Source organism: Megasphaera sp. NM10 (assembly GCF_000417505.1).
Taxonomy (GTDB): domain Bacteria; phylum Bacillota; class Negativicutes; order Veillonellales; family Megasphaeraceae; genus Megasphaera; species Megasphaera intestinihominis.
In genome coordinates this window covers 17799-32737 of the sequence record NZ_APHY01000046.1, presented here as the reverse complement: position 1 = coordinate 32737, position 14939 = coordinate 17799, and the positions used below count along the sequence as shown (strand labels likewise).

Here is a 14939-nt window from a genome sequence, read left to right as displayed (position 1 = left end):
TCAGAATTTCTTATAGGCAGGACTTCCTTTCTTTACCTGATGGATTTTTCGCTTCATCTGAGAAAGCTGTATCTCTTTCCGGTCCCGGTCTTCATCGAGCCTCTTATCGAAATTCATTTCTCCATAGCTGGCAGCTTCGTCCTTCTTGGATTCGAGCCAGTGGAGGAAAGCCGTACATTTCTTGATGGACGGGTTATCGTAGAGTCCGACGACGACGCCGGAACCGGAAATCAGGTGCATCTTGACCAGGTCTTTATAGCTGGCCCAGTGGGCACTGCCATGGGATGTGAGCTTCTTTTCCGGACGGAAAAGGAAGAGCATGAGCAGGCAGAGGACGAAACCGCCGAAGCTGTATGGGGTAACTGTCGAAAAGAGCTCCGGCACGTAACGCTGATACCTGAAATACCAGGTCACGAAAGCCCATGGCGGGTAGATATGGGTGCCGCCGATGATGAGGGACGAGCCGAGAAAAGCCGGGTCATACGCGACCAGGGCGGCGAACTTTTCCGTCGCCATCCACAGGCCGCCAACAGCCGGGACCAGGGAGGCGAGGAAGAGAGCGAATCTATTCATCGTACTCACCCAGGGACAGGTCCTGGTTAATGAAGATGTTGAAGGCATGGCCCGGTGAAATGGTGATGGTCGGGCTGGTATTGCCTTCGCGGTTCAGAATCTGGCTGGCCGTCTGCATGACCTGTGCCACAGCACCGCTGACGGCTTCCTGACCAGGACTGCGGGTATCGTCGCCGGACGTATTGCCCGTGGCTGACTGAGCAGCGCTGCCGAGGAGGGCTGTCATGAAGGCCGTCTTGAAGAGCGAGCCTGTATGATTGGTATATTTTTCAGCCAGGCCCGGCATCCCGGTCCCGTCGATAGCGTTCTGGTTCGGCAGGTTCACATTGGACCCATCGGGCAGGATGATACGGGTGAAAGCGACGCCGATGCGATGATTGCCGCGGGCACCGCTCTGGCCATATTTGCCGATGATCTTTGACCCCTGCGGGATAAGGAGATGCGTGCCGGTCAGGCTGTCATAGACGTCCTGGCGGACGATGGCGATGCAGTCGCCGTTCGGCGAGTCACTGGTGATACCCGTCTGCAATGTTGCCGGGATGACCGTGCCGGCCTGAAGGGTATACATACCGGATGGCATATCCTGTGCATAAGGCGTCGGCTGGAAGGCCGACGAAGTATCCGGTTTCGGTTCCGCAGCCTGCGCCGTACCGGTTCCGCTGACAGCCTGTGTGACGGCGGTGGCAATCTTGAAAGCGATGCTGCTGTTCATGGCATCGTTTTCTGCTTTTTCAGCTGCCTGCTGTGCTTTGAGGGCTGCCTTTTCTTCTTCCGACATCTGCGGTTTCGCCGGTGTCGGAGAAGGCGTTACCGTAGCTGTTGCCCGCGGCGCCGCGGCAGCAGAAGGAGCGGAGGCTGATGCACGCGGTGCCGATGAACGGGAAACAGCCGGTTGGGCATTATAAGAGCGGTTCGATGACGTACCGGATGACCGGGACGATGAAGAGGAAGAAGTGCCGTTTCCATAGCCGGAAGAGGGAGGAACAGGCTGCCCATTTTCGGAAGCTGTTGTCGGCGTCTTTCCGTCTTTACCGGTCTTGGCATTCTTCTGATATTTAGAGATGTCGCTGTACTTGGTCGGAAGGTCCGTATCCTGTGCCTGGGCGACATTCTGGGATAAAGCTTTTTTCGACTCTTTGCCGCTGGCCGTCGTCGGATTCAATGACGAGTAGGCCATGGCTCCGGCGCCGATGAAGAGAATGGATCCGGCGGCGAGCAGGATGTGTTTCCGGCGGAGCATCTTTGCCTGGGAACCTTCGTCTTCTTCATCGTCAGGGATGATGAGATCACCATCTTCCGGTGTCTCTTCGTCTATGTCGGAGAGAGGCTGGTCCGTATCCTCATCACTGGTGAAGTCGGTACGGAAATCCGGCTCGTCGAGGTCTTCCTCATTGTGGCCTTTCTTCCGGTTCAGCTTGTCTTTCAGCTTATACGCCAGCATGGAAAGGTTATAACGCAAGTCAATCATTTCGATCCGCCTCCTTTATAGATTGAATCGGATGGAGTGATGTCTACATAAGATTTAGAGGTATAGCAGAGACGGGCTTTGGTAAAGACCCGGTCTGCGATGATATAGCCGTCACGGATACGGTAGTTGACGAGGGTCAGCTTCCCGTCCTGGACGTTATACAATGTCGGCTGGTCATATTTATTAGACTTCGGCATATTGATGTAGGTATGGATGCCGTCATCGAAGATTTCCGACGGCAGGACTGATACATCGAGGTTGCCATGCTTATGGATTTCGTACTTGCGGTTAATGTCCTTGGGTACGTAGGTATTGCCCTTCTTTACGGTGTAAATGTCGAAGTATTTTTTCTCTTCCTTGTTCTTCCAGGGAAGAGGGGCGGCCAGAGCCTTGCGGAACGATTCGTTAGGGAAGCTGAACTGTACGATAGGCGTATAGTTTTCGGATACCGATACGAGGTACAACCGGTAGCTGTGAGCGTCGGTGTTGATAATCATGTTGGTCTGGATTCCCGGTGCCAGCGGCTTGATGTAGATATGTTCGGCATTGCCGACTGTCGACTGGTCGATGAGCCAGCGTTTCGTGTCGCCGGCACCGATGTAGGTGATCTTTTCGCCAGGCTTCAGCTGAATGTCTGAAACGAAGCCCATCTGTGCATTGACCTGGAAGAGGCTGTCCGGTTTATAGTCGTAGACTACTTTGGCAGCCGTGCAGTCGCCATCACCGGTGAAGTATGTCGATTTATCCATGGCATACGCCGATGTACATAGGCAGCAGATGAGCCCGGCTGCGAGCAGGGTATATTTCATCATTCGATCTTACCTCCTCTTTCAGTCGGAGCCGGTTCGTTATCCGAAGAATCGGATGGGGAAGCCGAAGATGTCGATTCAATCGAAATGGTGAGGTCCTGAATCTTGAGGCCCAGTGGGTTGATGAGCAGTTCGTCTTCCTTGCTGGGAGGGTCGATGCCGACGGAGAAGAGGGCGACGTAGTTAACTTTCTTATTGCTCATGCCGCCACTCAAGGAAAATGATTCTTCCGACCAACGGACCTGATACGTCGATTTCGAGCCCGGCTGCAGCTGAATGGACTTGATGACCGGCTGGATCGTCATCTTGCCGAGTTTCGTCCGCGGATTATCGGACTTCAGCATGGAAGCCATCTTGGTGCTGGCTTCGCGGGTCATGAAGTGCTGTGACCGGTCGATGTTGTTCTTGAAAAGGACCGGGTCGAGGGGGACCGTGCGGGTATCCAGGATGAACTGGCCCAGGAAATGCTTGATTTCGGCCTGTTGAGGAACGTAATTCGTCGATTTCAACTGCCCACCGGTATCGACCTGTCCGGTTGCATTATCGACACGGACTACATAGGTTTTGTAATTATATGTCGTAGCGATAGCCACAACGGATACGACAGCGATACCGATGATGACGACACAGGCCTTCATGAGCCAGTATGCATTCCGGCGGTCCTGGTCCATATTCATGAGGACGTTGCCAAAGGGCTTCATCGGGCCTTTCTCCAGCGGGTCTGTCCCTTTCCCGGCAGGTGGCGTCGTATGATGTGGTAATAATGACATTAAACACACCTCCTTATATTATGTTTGTCATAAAAATATCACATTAAAAATAAAATGTAAATAGGTGATTTGTCGGCGTAATGTATTATAAATGCTCGTTTTATTGGAAAATATGACGGGTAATTTTTCAGAATATCACGGTAATATATTTTATTTAGCGGTAACCGATGGTATAATAAGGTTATCGGTAAAAGATCAAAAACAATGGATGCGCATTTACGCATGTCTCTTACGAGACGTGCCATGCGCTTTCCGCAAGCAGCGGAAAGGGCCTCCTCCGGAGGACGCCTGCGGCGTAGGCCACAAGTGGCCTGTCACTACATAAAAGTGCAAATTATAAAATTTCTATAAATTCTTCGAGGTAGGCTATGGCACTCTATTATTTCGGCAATCATCCCCATGCAAAAAGGGCAGACGGAACAAAGATAAATACACGCGCGCACTACGACTATATCTGCCGTCAGGGGCTCTATGCCCACATGAAGGGCAAGAAGGAAGACCTGGTCTTCACCTCCTCCGGGAACCTGCCGGACTGGGCACAGGATGCCGGCGAATTCTGGGATGCTGCCGAAGAGAACCGCCGTGTCAAAGGCCGGGCCTACCGTGAAATCCGCATGGGCTTGCAGGAAGAACTGAGCCTGGATGACAATATCGCCCTAGTCGAAGAGTTCCTGAAGGAGTCCGGAATCGGAAAAAATCACGCCTTCACCTATGCCATCCACGATAAAGAAGCTGCCTATGACCATGACCACCGGAACATCCACTGCCATCTCATGTTCTGTGAAAAGAGCATAGAAAAAGACCGGCCCCTCGGACCGGACATGTATTTCAAGCAGTATGCCGTCAACCAGCATGGGGAACCGTGTTCTGGGTATCTGGCCGATCGCTATTATCAGAGCCATCAGGGAAATGCTGCCATGCGCAAGATGTGGGCCGACATCGTCAACCGTAAATTCAAAGAACTGGGCATCAAACGGGAAATCAGCGAGAAATCCCTGGCTGCCCAGCGTCAGGACCTGCTGAATCAGGGCCGTTTTGAAGAAGCCGAAAAGCTCGACAGGATTCCTGCGCCTCATTTAGGCGAAGCCTACAAGAACCCGAAAGTCATGGAACGGATTCAGGAACGGGTACGGGAAATCGACGAACAGACAGAGTCTCCTGATGACAGCAGCAGTGAAGCTGAAACGACGGAAACGACAGACACGGAAGGGAGTGTCATGGAACAGAAAATCACCTGCTTTGCCATTGATAAAGTGCTGCGCCGGGTCATCAAGGAAATCGAATTGGAAGAACAGCGCATCCGTCAGGAAGAAATCTTGGAAATGGAAACCAAGCTGTCTGCTGAGGCTGACGATGAAAAGGCAGAAGAACTGGCAAATGAACCGATTGTTGTCACGGCGAACGACGTCTATGCTGGCCTAAAAGCACGGGCTAAGGAACAGGCAAAAAGGCAGGCTGAACAGCTGGCAAAATATAAAGAAGTCAAGGCCAAAGTCATCCCAGAACGTTTGTTTAGAAATATAGCTATCGAACGTATCATCGGTAAGGATTATCATAATCTGAAGAAGCGTCATCAACGTATCCTGGAAGAACTCAAGCCAATGGAAAAGAAGTATATCGAGCTGAAAGACGTCCCATATAAGCAGAAAAAGGAATTCTATCTGTCTTATTCAGATAAGCTGCGCCAAAAACAGGCCATGGAAAAACAGTTGAAGGATTATAATGAAGAACTGCGTAATAAAGAAGATGACATCCAGCGCATCGTAGACGAACTGACCCAACAGAATAAAGCTATCCAGGAAGACGCCAAGAAGATCTACGGTAAAGTCATCAAAGCTAAAAACAAAGAAAAGATGTATCTGGCCAAAGCAGCCGAACTCAAGGAAAACGTTCCGGACTCGGATCGAATCCTGTATTCACGGCAGCTGCCAAGACTCGTCATGCGTCACAGCAAACTGGAAGGTGGCAAACCATTGAAAGACTTCCAGATACTGTCTCACAATGGCCGGGCCTATGTAGTCCTGAGTGATATACCGACAGGGAAATTGGAACCACAAAAAAAGACGGCACTCCTTTTGGGAGATACCGTCGAAAAAGGCCAGGCTTCTGTGTATACGCTGACTATGGGACCTGATGGAAAAGAAATCCTCGATGTTTCCCGGACTAAAGACACCGTTCGGCTCTATGGCAGTGCCAAGAAGACAATTCTCAAGCGAGGAGAAGGCAATCACTATCCGCCCCATACAGAGGCCGTCCATCAGCAGCGCCAGACGGAAGTCTTGGGAAAAATCAACCACTTCCTGGAAAAAGCAGTCGAAGATACTCACGGCCGATACCAGGCATGGTGGGATGATGAAGATCATCACAAAAAGAAAGATGAACTGGAACGAGTCGAAGAAGAAATGTACCGTGGCTGGAGTCTGTAGATTTAGTATAATAATTAAAATACCACCGTAGTTAATTTACGGTGGTATTTTTCCTATATGCTATTATCAAAATTTCCCACAAAACTTCCCACATTGAAATAAAAATTTAGGCGATTCAGCTAGTAAAACATCCCACAAAAACTTCCCACAAAACTTCCCACTTTGAAATGAAAATTAAGGGAATTTGACAAGATTTGAAGAATATTGACAATGCGACATGATACCTCATAATTGGCTTAATAAAGCCGTTCATAAAGCTTTACAGATGCTCCCAGAATCTCCCATTTTATTACTGCCGATAATTTAACGTTATCGGAAGTAATCGAGGGGCTATTTCTACCCCATGTTCAAAATGACTGCAAAATCGCTGTATCGAGTTCTTCGCAGTCATTGATTGAATTCATTTATTTTATCTTGGCTATTTGTGATTCTCCCTGCTGATATGCTATTATTTTTTTGATGAAAAGTTTTTCTGTGTTTTATAATATATATCTGTATCTGTTTGCAGAGATATATATATTGTTAGGCTTATGCAGGCTGGTTGGAATCGGATATAGGATCCGTGGTATTTTTGGGTACACTAAGCGGAGTCGACGCCTGGATTGTGCGAATCGCTATATAGTCCGCGATATTGTCGTATTATCGCATGATTTAGTATCAGGCTGATGTGTTATATTATCTATGGATATGGGCCTTTTTTTCTATACAGTAGTGTTTTAATAGTTGAGCTAATCAACTATTTGCAAAATCAGCCTTTTCTCGTAAAAATAGTTCAAAAAATTATTTCTTGCGAATGATTTTCTCTGGCAGTATAATTACATTTATCTATCAATTTATTTTTACGGAGGGTTATTCGCGATGCAGCGATTTTTATCTTATGAAAATACGATTTTAGCCGTCGTCATGATGGTATCTTTCATCAATCCTTTTACCAGCAGCGCCCTGACGACAGCCCTGCCTAGCATCGGTACGGCTTATGGTGCGACTGATGCTCAGCTCAGTTGGGTCATTGAGTTGTTCTTGATTTCTTCGACCGTGACCATCATGCCAATCAGCAAGATTGCCGACCGGATTGGCAAGCGTCATATCTTTTTATTCGGCGTCTCCTTGTTCTGTGTCTCTTCGCTGGCCGTTTATTTTGTGAACTCCTTGTACGGTCTGTTCTTGCTGCGCATCCTGCAGGGGCTGGGCAGTGCCAGTATTTTCGCGACCAGCATGGCCATCGTATCCCTGGTCACGCCGCCACAGCGCCGCGGCCGGGCCATGGGCTTTACGATTGCCGCCGTATATTGCGGCCTGTCCTTTGGGCCTGTCCTGGGCGGCTTCTTTTCTTATTACTTAGGCTGGAAGACGATTTTTTATTTCATCGCCTTCATCTGTGCCCTGGCCTGGCTGATTGCAGCCCGCAGCATGACGAAGGAAGAATGGATCGTCAACGCGAAAGGCAGTCTCGATTTGCCTGGCAGTCTGTTGTATGCCCTGGCCATGATTGCCATTATGGTTGGCTTATCGGAAGTAATGACTCTGGCATACGCCAAATACCTCTTAGCTGCCGGTCTCCTCTTGTTCCTAGCTTTCTTATACGGTGAATGGCACCGGAAAAGCCCAGTCCTGCCAGTCCGTATTTTTGCAGGCAACCGCGTCTTCTCTTGTTCCAGTCTGGCGGCCATGCTCAATTACTGCGCGACCTTCGGCATCAGTTTCCTCTTGTCCATTTACTTGCAGCGCATTACCGGCCTCAATGCCCGCGATACGGGGCTGGTTTTACTGATTCAGCCCGTACTGATGACCCTCTTGTCCCCTGTCACCGGGGCCCTGTCGGACCGTATCAATCCAGCCGTCCTGGCTTCTTCCGGCATGATTTTGATTACCTTTGGCCTCTGTCTCTTAGCGGTGGATGTCTCTTACCCTTTTTTCTGGCTCATCGCCCTGGCCCTAGTCATCATCGGCATCGGCTTTGCCCTGTTCACGGCACCGAATAACAATGCTATCATGGGGGCTGTGACGCCAAAATATTACGGCGCTGCCTCGTCTGTCGTCAGTACGGTCCGCCTCATCGGTCAGGTCCTCAGTGTGGCTATCATCACCCTGATTCTGTCGCAAAGCGGGGCCTCGGCTGCCTCGGATTGGCTGGCCCAGCACATCCAGCAGGCCTTCATCGTCTTTACGATTCTCTGTGCCATCGGCATCGTCCCTTCAGCTGCACGGAGTAAGTAGTGATTAGTAATTCGTGGTTCGTGGTTCGCAAAAAAGCGACTGTCCTATAAAGACAGCCGCTTTTTGAGTATTAAGTTTTGTAGTTTTTAGTGAATGATTAAATGTAAAGCCATCGTCTGCAAACTACGAACTTCGAACTATAAACTATGTTTTTTATTTTACAAAATAATGAGCCGAGTCGTCGACGAGGCTGTTTTCCAGGAGGGCTTTGAATTCCGGTGCGCTCATCCCCGTTGCCTGGGCGGAGAACTGATAGTCCCCGACTTTCCAATGAGCCGCATAGGACGTGTCACTGATTTTTTGCTATGCTGACGGTGACGCCGTCGATGACCTGGTCTTTCCAGGTTACGCTATAGATGCCAGAAATGTCTTTGTTTTTGCCGATCAAAGAAAGATAGTAGCAGCTGAATCCGGCATCGCGGGTCAAATATAAGGGCGTAAAGCCGGCATCTTTGACGACACTTTCATAAGTATCATAAGTTACGATGGGATTGGGCAGCCCCATGGCCTGGACCTTCGGCGTGCTGGCAGCCAGGGAAACGCTGCCGATCATCAAGGCCGCACAGGCTAATACAGCGGTTCTTTTTACAGTATATTTCATTTTCTACACCTCGTTCACCATAAAAAAAATTAAACGTTTAAGTAACTATGAGTATACCCAAACGTTTAATTTCTGTCAAACTAAAAACTATTCCCACGTTTTCCAGACTTCTGGCACGTAGCCGACGGTCGCCTTGGCGCCATTGCGGACGATGGGCGTCTTTAAGACTTGCTGGTTCGCCAGCACATTGGCATCTCTTTCGTCATCGACGGCATATTGGATGCGGGCCAGCGTATCCTGATCCTTGCATTTCGGATTGAGCATGGCATTGAGGCCGCCGACGGCCTGCTTGACCTTGGTGTATTCGCCTTTACTCAGGCCTTTTTCTTTCAAGTCGATGAACTGGGCCTTGATGTTCCGTTCTTTGAAATAGCGGATGGCTTTCTTGGTATCAAAGCACTTTTTCGTGCCGAAAATCTGGATATTCATGGGATTCCTCCTAATGAGTAGCGGACTGAGGGCTGTGGACCTTCTTTTCCGCGGCTTCTTTTTCTTTATTAGCTTCGATTTCAGCCCACAACTTGTCGGCTGTCGGTTTCCACTGTACGGCATAAGCCTTGCATTTATTACATAAGTGTTCTGCCGATTCCGGCGACTGCAGGTCTGTCGATTTGGCACCGCTGCGTTTGACCATGGCGGCTAAATACTGCGGATTTTCCAGCATCGGACACGGGCGCAGATGGTTGTGGTTGAAGGGCTGGCCTTTGGCATATTCTTTGAAGAGCGGCTGCTGCAAGCATGAGAGCAGGCTCTGATTGTTGATATTGGCGCTGGAATAATGGATGAAGACGCACGGTTCGACGTCGCCATTGGGGTTGATATGGCAGTAATTGCGGCCGCCAGCGACACAGCCGTCGATGAACTGGCCATCGTTCTGGAAATCGATGGCGAAAATCGGCTTGCCACCCTTTACGCTGCGGATTTCGCGGACCCGGCGTACCATATAGGCCCGCTGTTCTTCTGTCGGTAGCAGGTCCAGCGAGGCGTCGTTGCCGACGGGCATATAATGGAAGTACCACGTAAACCAGACGCCCTTCTTGATGAGCAGGTCCAGGAATTCGTCAGACGTGACGGTGTCGATGTTTTTCCGGGTATAACAGATGGACGTCCCAAAAACGATGCCGTGCTTGCGCAGGAGGTCCATGGCGTGCATGACCTTGTCGAAATCGCCTTCGCCGCGGCGGCTGTCATTGACTTCACGGAATCCTTCGATACTGAGGGAGAAGCTGAGATTGCCTACGTCCGTGACTTCGTCGCAAAAAGCATCATCAATGAGCGTACCGTTGGTAAAAGCGTGGAATTCACAGTCCGGGTGTTTCCGGCACAGACGCAGGATATCTTTCTTGCGCATGAGCGGTTCGCCGCCCGTGAGTAGGTAGAAATGACAGCCCAGAGCCTTGCCTTCGCGGACGATTTTATCCATGACGTCGAACGACAAGTTCAGCGTATGACCGTATTCAGCAGCCCAGCAGCCGATGCAATGCAGGTTGCAGGCGCTGGTCGGGTCGAAGAGGATGGCCCAGGGAATATTGCAGTGATATTTCGCCTTGGCGGCGTCGCGCGTACGCAGGCCGTAAAATCCAGCTTCAAAGCCCAGGTCCATGACGGCCGTCTTGACGACATGCGGGTTCAAGGTATCCAGAGCCGTATTGAGGAAGCGGAACCATTTGCCCCCTTCATCGATGAGTCTGCGTGCATCGTCAAAGGATTCCTTTTCAAAGAGGTCGCCAAACAGATGCTGCATGACATAAGATAAGCGTTTTCAATTTTTTTTGACGGTCTGCCGGATTCCGTTCGGCCATGATGCGGTCGACCAGGATTTCGACAGCCTTCTTTTCGATACGATGGGTTAACTTGCTCATACCAATCATCTCCTACAAAATTAAACAATTGAAACGGCGCTGTTTCTATTTCTTTGTATAGTTCTATTATACGCTTATTTTAGCAAAAGTCAAAAAGTCAATATGAATTGGAAAACAAAAGGCTTTTACTTTTTTGATGATATACTTTATAATATACTTGTATAATATTTATTTACACCATAAAAGGGAATTTTTTATGGCTAAGAAAGAAAATAAGTTCAAGGGGTATGACATTTCGACACAGGCTGTACACACTGGTGCCGGCTATGACGCAGAAACGGGCGCTGTCCGCCGGCCATTGCACATGGCCAACAGCTACAAGCTGCCCGATGATCTGTCGAAGGTCAACTATTCATCGACGGATTTGCTGATGTATGCCCGTAACGGCAACCCGAATCAACATTGGCTGGAAGAAAAAGTAGCGGCCCTTCATGGTGCCGATGACGCCATCGTCCTGGGAAGCGGCGTCGCCGCCCTTCACGCCCTGTTCTGGACCCTGCTCAAGACGGGCGACCGCGTCGTCTATCCGAAAGTCAGTTATATGGCAGTCTATCGCCTGTTCCACGAATTATTCAACCAGAAATTCGGCGTCGAAACAGTCATGGTCGATATGACTGACCTGGAAGCCGTCAAGAAAGCGATTACGCCGGGGACGCGCCTAGTCCATATTGAAACGCCGGACAACCCGACTGATGGCATTTCAGATATCGAAGCCATCGCTAAAATCGCTCATGAAAACGAGGCTGTCTTGTCCGTCGACAATACCTTTGCGTCGCCTCTCAACCAGCGACCACTGGACCTGGGAGCCGATTTCGTCGTCGAATCGCTGACGAAATATATCAACGGCCATGGCGATGCCCAGGGCGGGGCCATCATTTTCAATGATTTGGCAGCGATGGACCGGATCCGCTATGAAGCCCAGGTCAACGTCGGCTCTGTCATCAGCCCCTTCAATGCCTGGCAGATTTTCCGCGGTGCCGTGACCTTCCCCTTGCGGATGGAACGCATCAACGCATCGACGCAGAAAATCGCCGAATGGCTGGAACAGCGGCAAAACGTCACCTTCGTTTCCTATCCCGGCCTGGCCAGCCATCCCGGTCATGAATTGGCTAAGAAACAGATGAAGCACGGCTTTGGCGGCGTCATTTCCTTTGGCATCGCAGCCGACGACAAGGCCGTCGAACGCTTCTGCGCAGCTTTGAAAGTCGTCACCTTCGCCGTATCCCTCGGCCATGACGAAAGCCTGATTTTCCCGCAGCCCAGCTACGATGAACGCATCAATCTCTACCCGGAAAAATTCCGCAAGGGCTTCATCCGTTTCAGCATCGGCCTGGAAGACCCGGACGACATCATCGGTGACCTGGACCAGGCACTGAAAGCCATCGGCTTATAAAGTCAGCGGAACCAGCGGCTGCCGTACAAGAGAATCGATTGGGGAATCCACCCCGACAGAAAACGGAGCAAGGTCGAGACGACATCCGGCGTGATGACGACTCGGCCTTTTTTCACGGCCTGGAAGGAGCGGCGGGCAATGGCTTCCTTCGTCCCGGCCAGGGGAAAATGGCGGAACAGCCGGCCTTCATCGGTCTGGCGGGCCGTCGCGATGAATCCTGTATCTTTCACCCAATACGGACAAACGGCAGATACGAGGATACCCTGCGGTGCCAGTTCCACGGCCAGTGCCCGGCTGTAGCGTAGGAGAAAGGCTTTCGTCGCCGCGTAGACAGCCAGTTCCGGAATGGGCAGGAAGGCTGCGCAGGAACAAATCTGGACCAGATGACTGCCGGCATGACAATAAGGCAGTACAGCCTGGACCAGGCTGACAGCGGCCCGGTCGTTGAGGTCGATCATGTTTTCCAGGACGCCTGCCGGAACGGCCGCCACAGGCCCCATCTTGCCAAAGCCGGCGGCGTGGATCAAATAACGGACCGTGACCTGGCAGGCCGCTAAGGCTTGCTGCAGCGTCAGCAAAGAAGCCCTGTCCGTCAGGTCCAGGGCGTAGATACGGCTTTTCGTCGTCAGTTTTCCAGCCAGGGTTTCCAACTGGGGCCGGCGCCGGGCGACGAGCCAGATTTCATCCAATCCTTCTTGGTCCAGCAATTTCGCATATTCCCGGCCCAGCCCGGACGAAGCGCCGGTGACGATGGCTATTTCCATAAGACTCCCTCCTGACAAGAACGATAGCACTGCAAGTATTCGGCTTCGACGTCGGCAAAGGGACGCGGCCGGTAATCGGGGATACAATGGACCTGTGGCGGCTCGCCCTGAGGCTGGTCGTGCAAGAGACAGGTCAGGTCATACCAGAGGAAATCATCGTCAATCCCTTTGAGGAGGCGTGTTTCCCCTTCCGTCAAGGGCTGGCCTAAGAATTTCTCATAAATGATAGCCAGCAATTTGGCTTCCGTCTGCCGGTATATCGGCATGAGCTGCTTCATCGGCCGGGGCACGTCGGACATATAACACTCCGTCGCATCGTGCAGTAAGGCGGCCAGGACCAGCCGGGACGGCAGCTGGCGGGCCATCACTTCGTTGGCGCATTGCAGACAATGCTGGCCGACGGAATAAAAAGTCATCACATGGCCGTTGCCCCGACAGATGAGGGACAAGGCGTGGGCAATATCTTCGATGCAGATGCTTGCCGGGTTGGGATGGGTGATATCGAAAAACTTTCCGCTATAGGTAGTGATTTGAGGAGACATGATATAAGGGGTTCTTCCTTCTCTATATTTTTGATTATTGTTATATTATTCCGATAAGTATTGATTATCGGAAAGTTAAGGTTTTATGCTATATTTACGGCATCTTGCCGCCGCGTTTGCCGCCATGATTTCACAAAATCGAATCGAGCTTCTTCATGGCTTCCCGATTGCGTTTATCCGTAATCGTATCGTAAATGTTCGCCGTCGTGGCAATGGTAGAATGGCCCAGCCGCTTGGAAACGTAGTCGAGCTCGATATTGTTTTCCAGCATCATCGTCGCATGGGTGTGGCGGAAGGAATGGAAACTGCCGCCGCCGAATTCCTTTTTGCACCACATATTGAAGTACCGCATGTCATTGCTGTTCATGGGACGGCCGTCTTCACGGGTACAGACGAAATCGCTTTCGACGTAGTCGTCGCCGTAAAGACGATGGTTCTTGGCCTGCTGGGCCTTATGGCGGAGCAGGGCCTTGTATAAGGTTTCATTAAAAGGAATGGTCCGGACCGACGACTTCGTCTTCGGCGTGGCCTTGCAGACGGGCACACCCTTTTTGTCATACAAGGTACTGACCACGGAAAGCGTGCGGTTTTCCATGTCGATATGGGACCATTGCAGGGCCAGGCATTCGCCGACACGCAGGCCAGTACAATAGGCAATCATGCACGGCGCATAATATTTATGCCCTACCGGGAAGGCATGGAAAATAATCTGTATCTGCTGATGTGAAAAGATGACCGGCTTTTTCCGGGGAATATCGAATTTCGGCATCTTGACGTTGGCCATGGGATTGATTTCGATATACTGGCGGTTGGAGACGGCCCAGCGCATGGCGTCGTTGAAGACCGTGAAAATAGATTTAACCGTTGACCGGGAATAACCATCCTCTTTCAGGCTGTTGATCCAGTCCTGGATTTCTGCCGTCGTCAGCGCTTCCAGGGCATAATTGCCAAAACGGGCACCAATATGCCATTTAATGATGCCGGAATAAGAATCATACGTATTAGGGCCTAAATTGATGCGCACATCCTTTTCCAGCCAGTCCCGCAAAAAAGCCATGACCTTGACTTCCGGCTTTTCCGGCAGCTCCCCGTCTTCATCCAGGGCTTTCATGGCCTGGCGATAGGCTTTCGCCGCCTGGGCATACGAAGTACCGCCGACGCGTTCCACACGCTGCCTTCCCTGACCATCTTCCGTCGGGACTTCAATCGTATAATACCATTTCTTGCCTCGTTTTCGTAAATACATATGCGGCACCTCCTTTGTTTACTATTGTACTATGAGAAAAGACAAGATGCAACAAACGTTCCTGTTGAATTTGCCGATTTAAGGAAAATAAAACAAGTTTCCCATGTGATTACTCACAAGATGATAAAAAACGTCTCATAAGGCCATTTATGAAAATTAGGCGGATTTTTTTGCAAATAAAGAAACTATGTTCGACGAAACGATTATCCCTTTAGCGAACATAGTTTCTATTTGCTTTATTGGGCCGATATGGTACAATAAAAATAGA

At 50.5% G+C, this 14939-nt stretch carries 14 protein-coding genes; 3 read left to right on the top strand and 11 right to left on the bottom strand.

Annotated elements, in window-relative coordinates; all coding sequences use genetic code 11:
• From NM10_RS08435 to NM10_RS08420, 4 genes are read right to left on the bottom strand one after another with little or no spacing between them, the layout of a single operon-like run.
• Positions 1-573, bottom strand: a complete 573-nt coding sequence (locus NM10_RS08435) for a hypothetical protein (protein ID WP_020311159.1) — start codon at positions 571-573, stop codon at positions 1-3.
• Positions 566-2041: a TrbI/VirB10 family protein gene (locus NM10_RS08430; RefSeq protein WP_020311158.1), complete on the bottom strand. Its 1476-nt coding sequence runs from the start codon at positions 2039-2041 to the stop codon at positions 566-568. Before NM10_RS08430 ends, NM10_RS08435 begins: the two co-directional genes overlap by 8 nt.
• Complete coding sequence (locus NM10_RS08425) at positions 2038-2853, bottom strand: TrbG/VirB9 family P-type conjugative transfer protein (RefSeq protein ID WP_020311157.1); 816 nt, start codon at positions 2851-2853, stop codon at positions 2038-2040. Before NM10_RS08425 ends, NM10_RS08430 begins: the two co-directional genes overlap by 4 nt.
• Complete coding sequence (locus tag NM10_RS08420; protein ID WP_020311156.1) at positions 2850-3620, bottom strand: type IV secretion system protein; 771 nt, start codon at positions 3618-3620, stop codon at positions 2850-2852. Before NM10_RS08420 ends, NM10_RS08425 begins: the two co-directional genes overlap by 4 nt.
• 368 nt (positions 3621-3988) lie before the next feature.
• On the opposite strand from NM10_RS08420, the gene NM10_RS08415 reads away from it, so the two are divergent.
• Complete coding sequence (locus NM10_RS08415) at positions 3989-6046, top strand: MobA/MobL family protein (RefSeq protein ID WP_071601848.1); 2058 nt, start codon at positions 3989-3991, stop codon at positions 6044-6046.
• A gap of 858 nt (positions 6047-6904) precedes the next feature.
• On the top strand, positions 6905-8263 hold the full coding sequence (locus NM10_RS08410; RefSeq protein ID WP_020311154.1) for an MFS transporter: 1359 nt from the start codon (positions 6905-6907) through the stop codon (positions 8261-8263).
• A gap of 289 nt (positions 8264-8552) precedes the next feature.
• On the opposite strand, the gene NM10_RS08405 is transcribed toward NM10_RS08410, so the two are convergent.
• The 4 genes from NM10_RS08405 to NM10_RS14645 all read right to left on the bottom strand — a co-directional run bounded on the left by NM10_RS08405 (position 8553) and on the right by NM10_RS14645 (position 10726).
• Positions 8553-8864, bottom strand: coding sequence for a hypothetical protein (locus NM10_RS08405; RefSeq protein ID WP_020311152.1), 312 nt, complete (start codon positions 8862-8864; stop codon positions 8553-8555).
• A gap of 87 nt (positions 8865-8951) precedes the next feature.
• Positions 8952-9293 carry an arsenate reductase family protein gene (locus NM10_RS08400; RefSeq protein WP_020311151.1) on the bottom strand — a complete coding sequence of 114 codons (342 nt, stop codon included), beginning with the start codon at positions 9291-9293 and terminating at the stop codon, positions 8952-8954.
• A 10-nt stretch (positions 9294-9303) separates the two neighbouring features.
• Positions 9304-10608 (bottom strand): radical SAM protein, encoded by a 1305-nt coding sequence (locus NM10_RS08395; RefSeq protein ID WP_020311150.1) that lies wholly within the window; start codon positions 10606-10608, stop codon positions 9304-9306.
• Positions 10580-10726, bottom strand: coding sequence for a hypothetical protein (locus tag NM10_RS14645; RefSeq protein ID WP_239639675.1), 147 nt, complete (start codon positions 10724-10726; stop codon positions 10580-10582). The genes NM10_RS08395 and NM10_RS14645 overlap by 29 nt, the downstream gene beginning before the upstream one ends.
• A gap of 196 nt (positions 10727-10922) precedes the next feature.
• On the opposite strand from NM10_RS14645, the gene NM10_RS08390 reads away from it, so the two are divergent.
• The gene (locus NM10_RS08390; protein ID WP_020311149.1) at positions 10923-12119 is read left to right on the top strand and encodes a trans-sulfuration enzyme family protein; all 1197 of its coding nucleotides are present in this window, start codon (positions 10923-10925) and stop codon (positions 12117-12119) included.
• A gap of 2 nt (positions 12120-12121) precedes the next feature.
• Here NM10_RS08390 and NM10_RS08385 read toward each other — a convergent pair whose 3' ends face one another.
• From NM10_RS08385 to NM10_RS08375, 3 genes are all read right to left on the bottom strand, one after another.
• Positions 12122-12883, bottom strand: coding sequence for an SDR family NAD(P)-dependent oxidoreductase (locus NM10_RS08385; RefSeq protein WP_020311148.1), 762 nt, complete (start codon positions 12881-12883; stop codon positions 12122-12124).
• The gene (locus NM10_RS08380; RefSeq protein ID WP_020311147.1) at positions 12874-13425 is read right to left on the bottom strand and encodes a hypothetical protein; all 552 of its coding nucleotides are present in this window, start codon (positions 13423-13425) and stop codon (positions 12874-12876) included. The genes NM10_RS08385 and NM10_RS08380 overlap by 10 nt, the downstream gene beginning before the upstream one ends.
• A gap of 130 nt (positions 13426-13555) precedes the next feature.
• On the bottom strand, positions 13556-14671 hold the full coding sequence (locus NM10_RS08375) for a tyrosine-type recombinase/integrase (RefSeq protein WP_020311146.1): 1116 nt from the start codon (positions 14669-14671) through the stop codon (positions 13556-13558).
• Between the last annotated feature and the right edge of the window lie 268 nt (positions 14672-14939).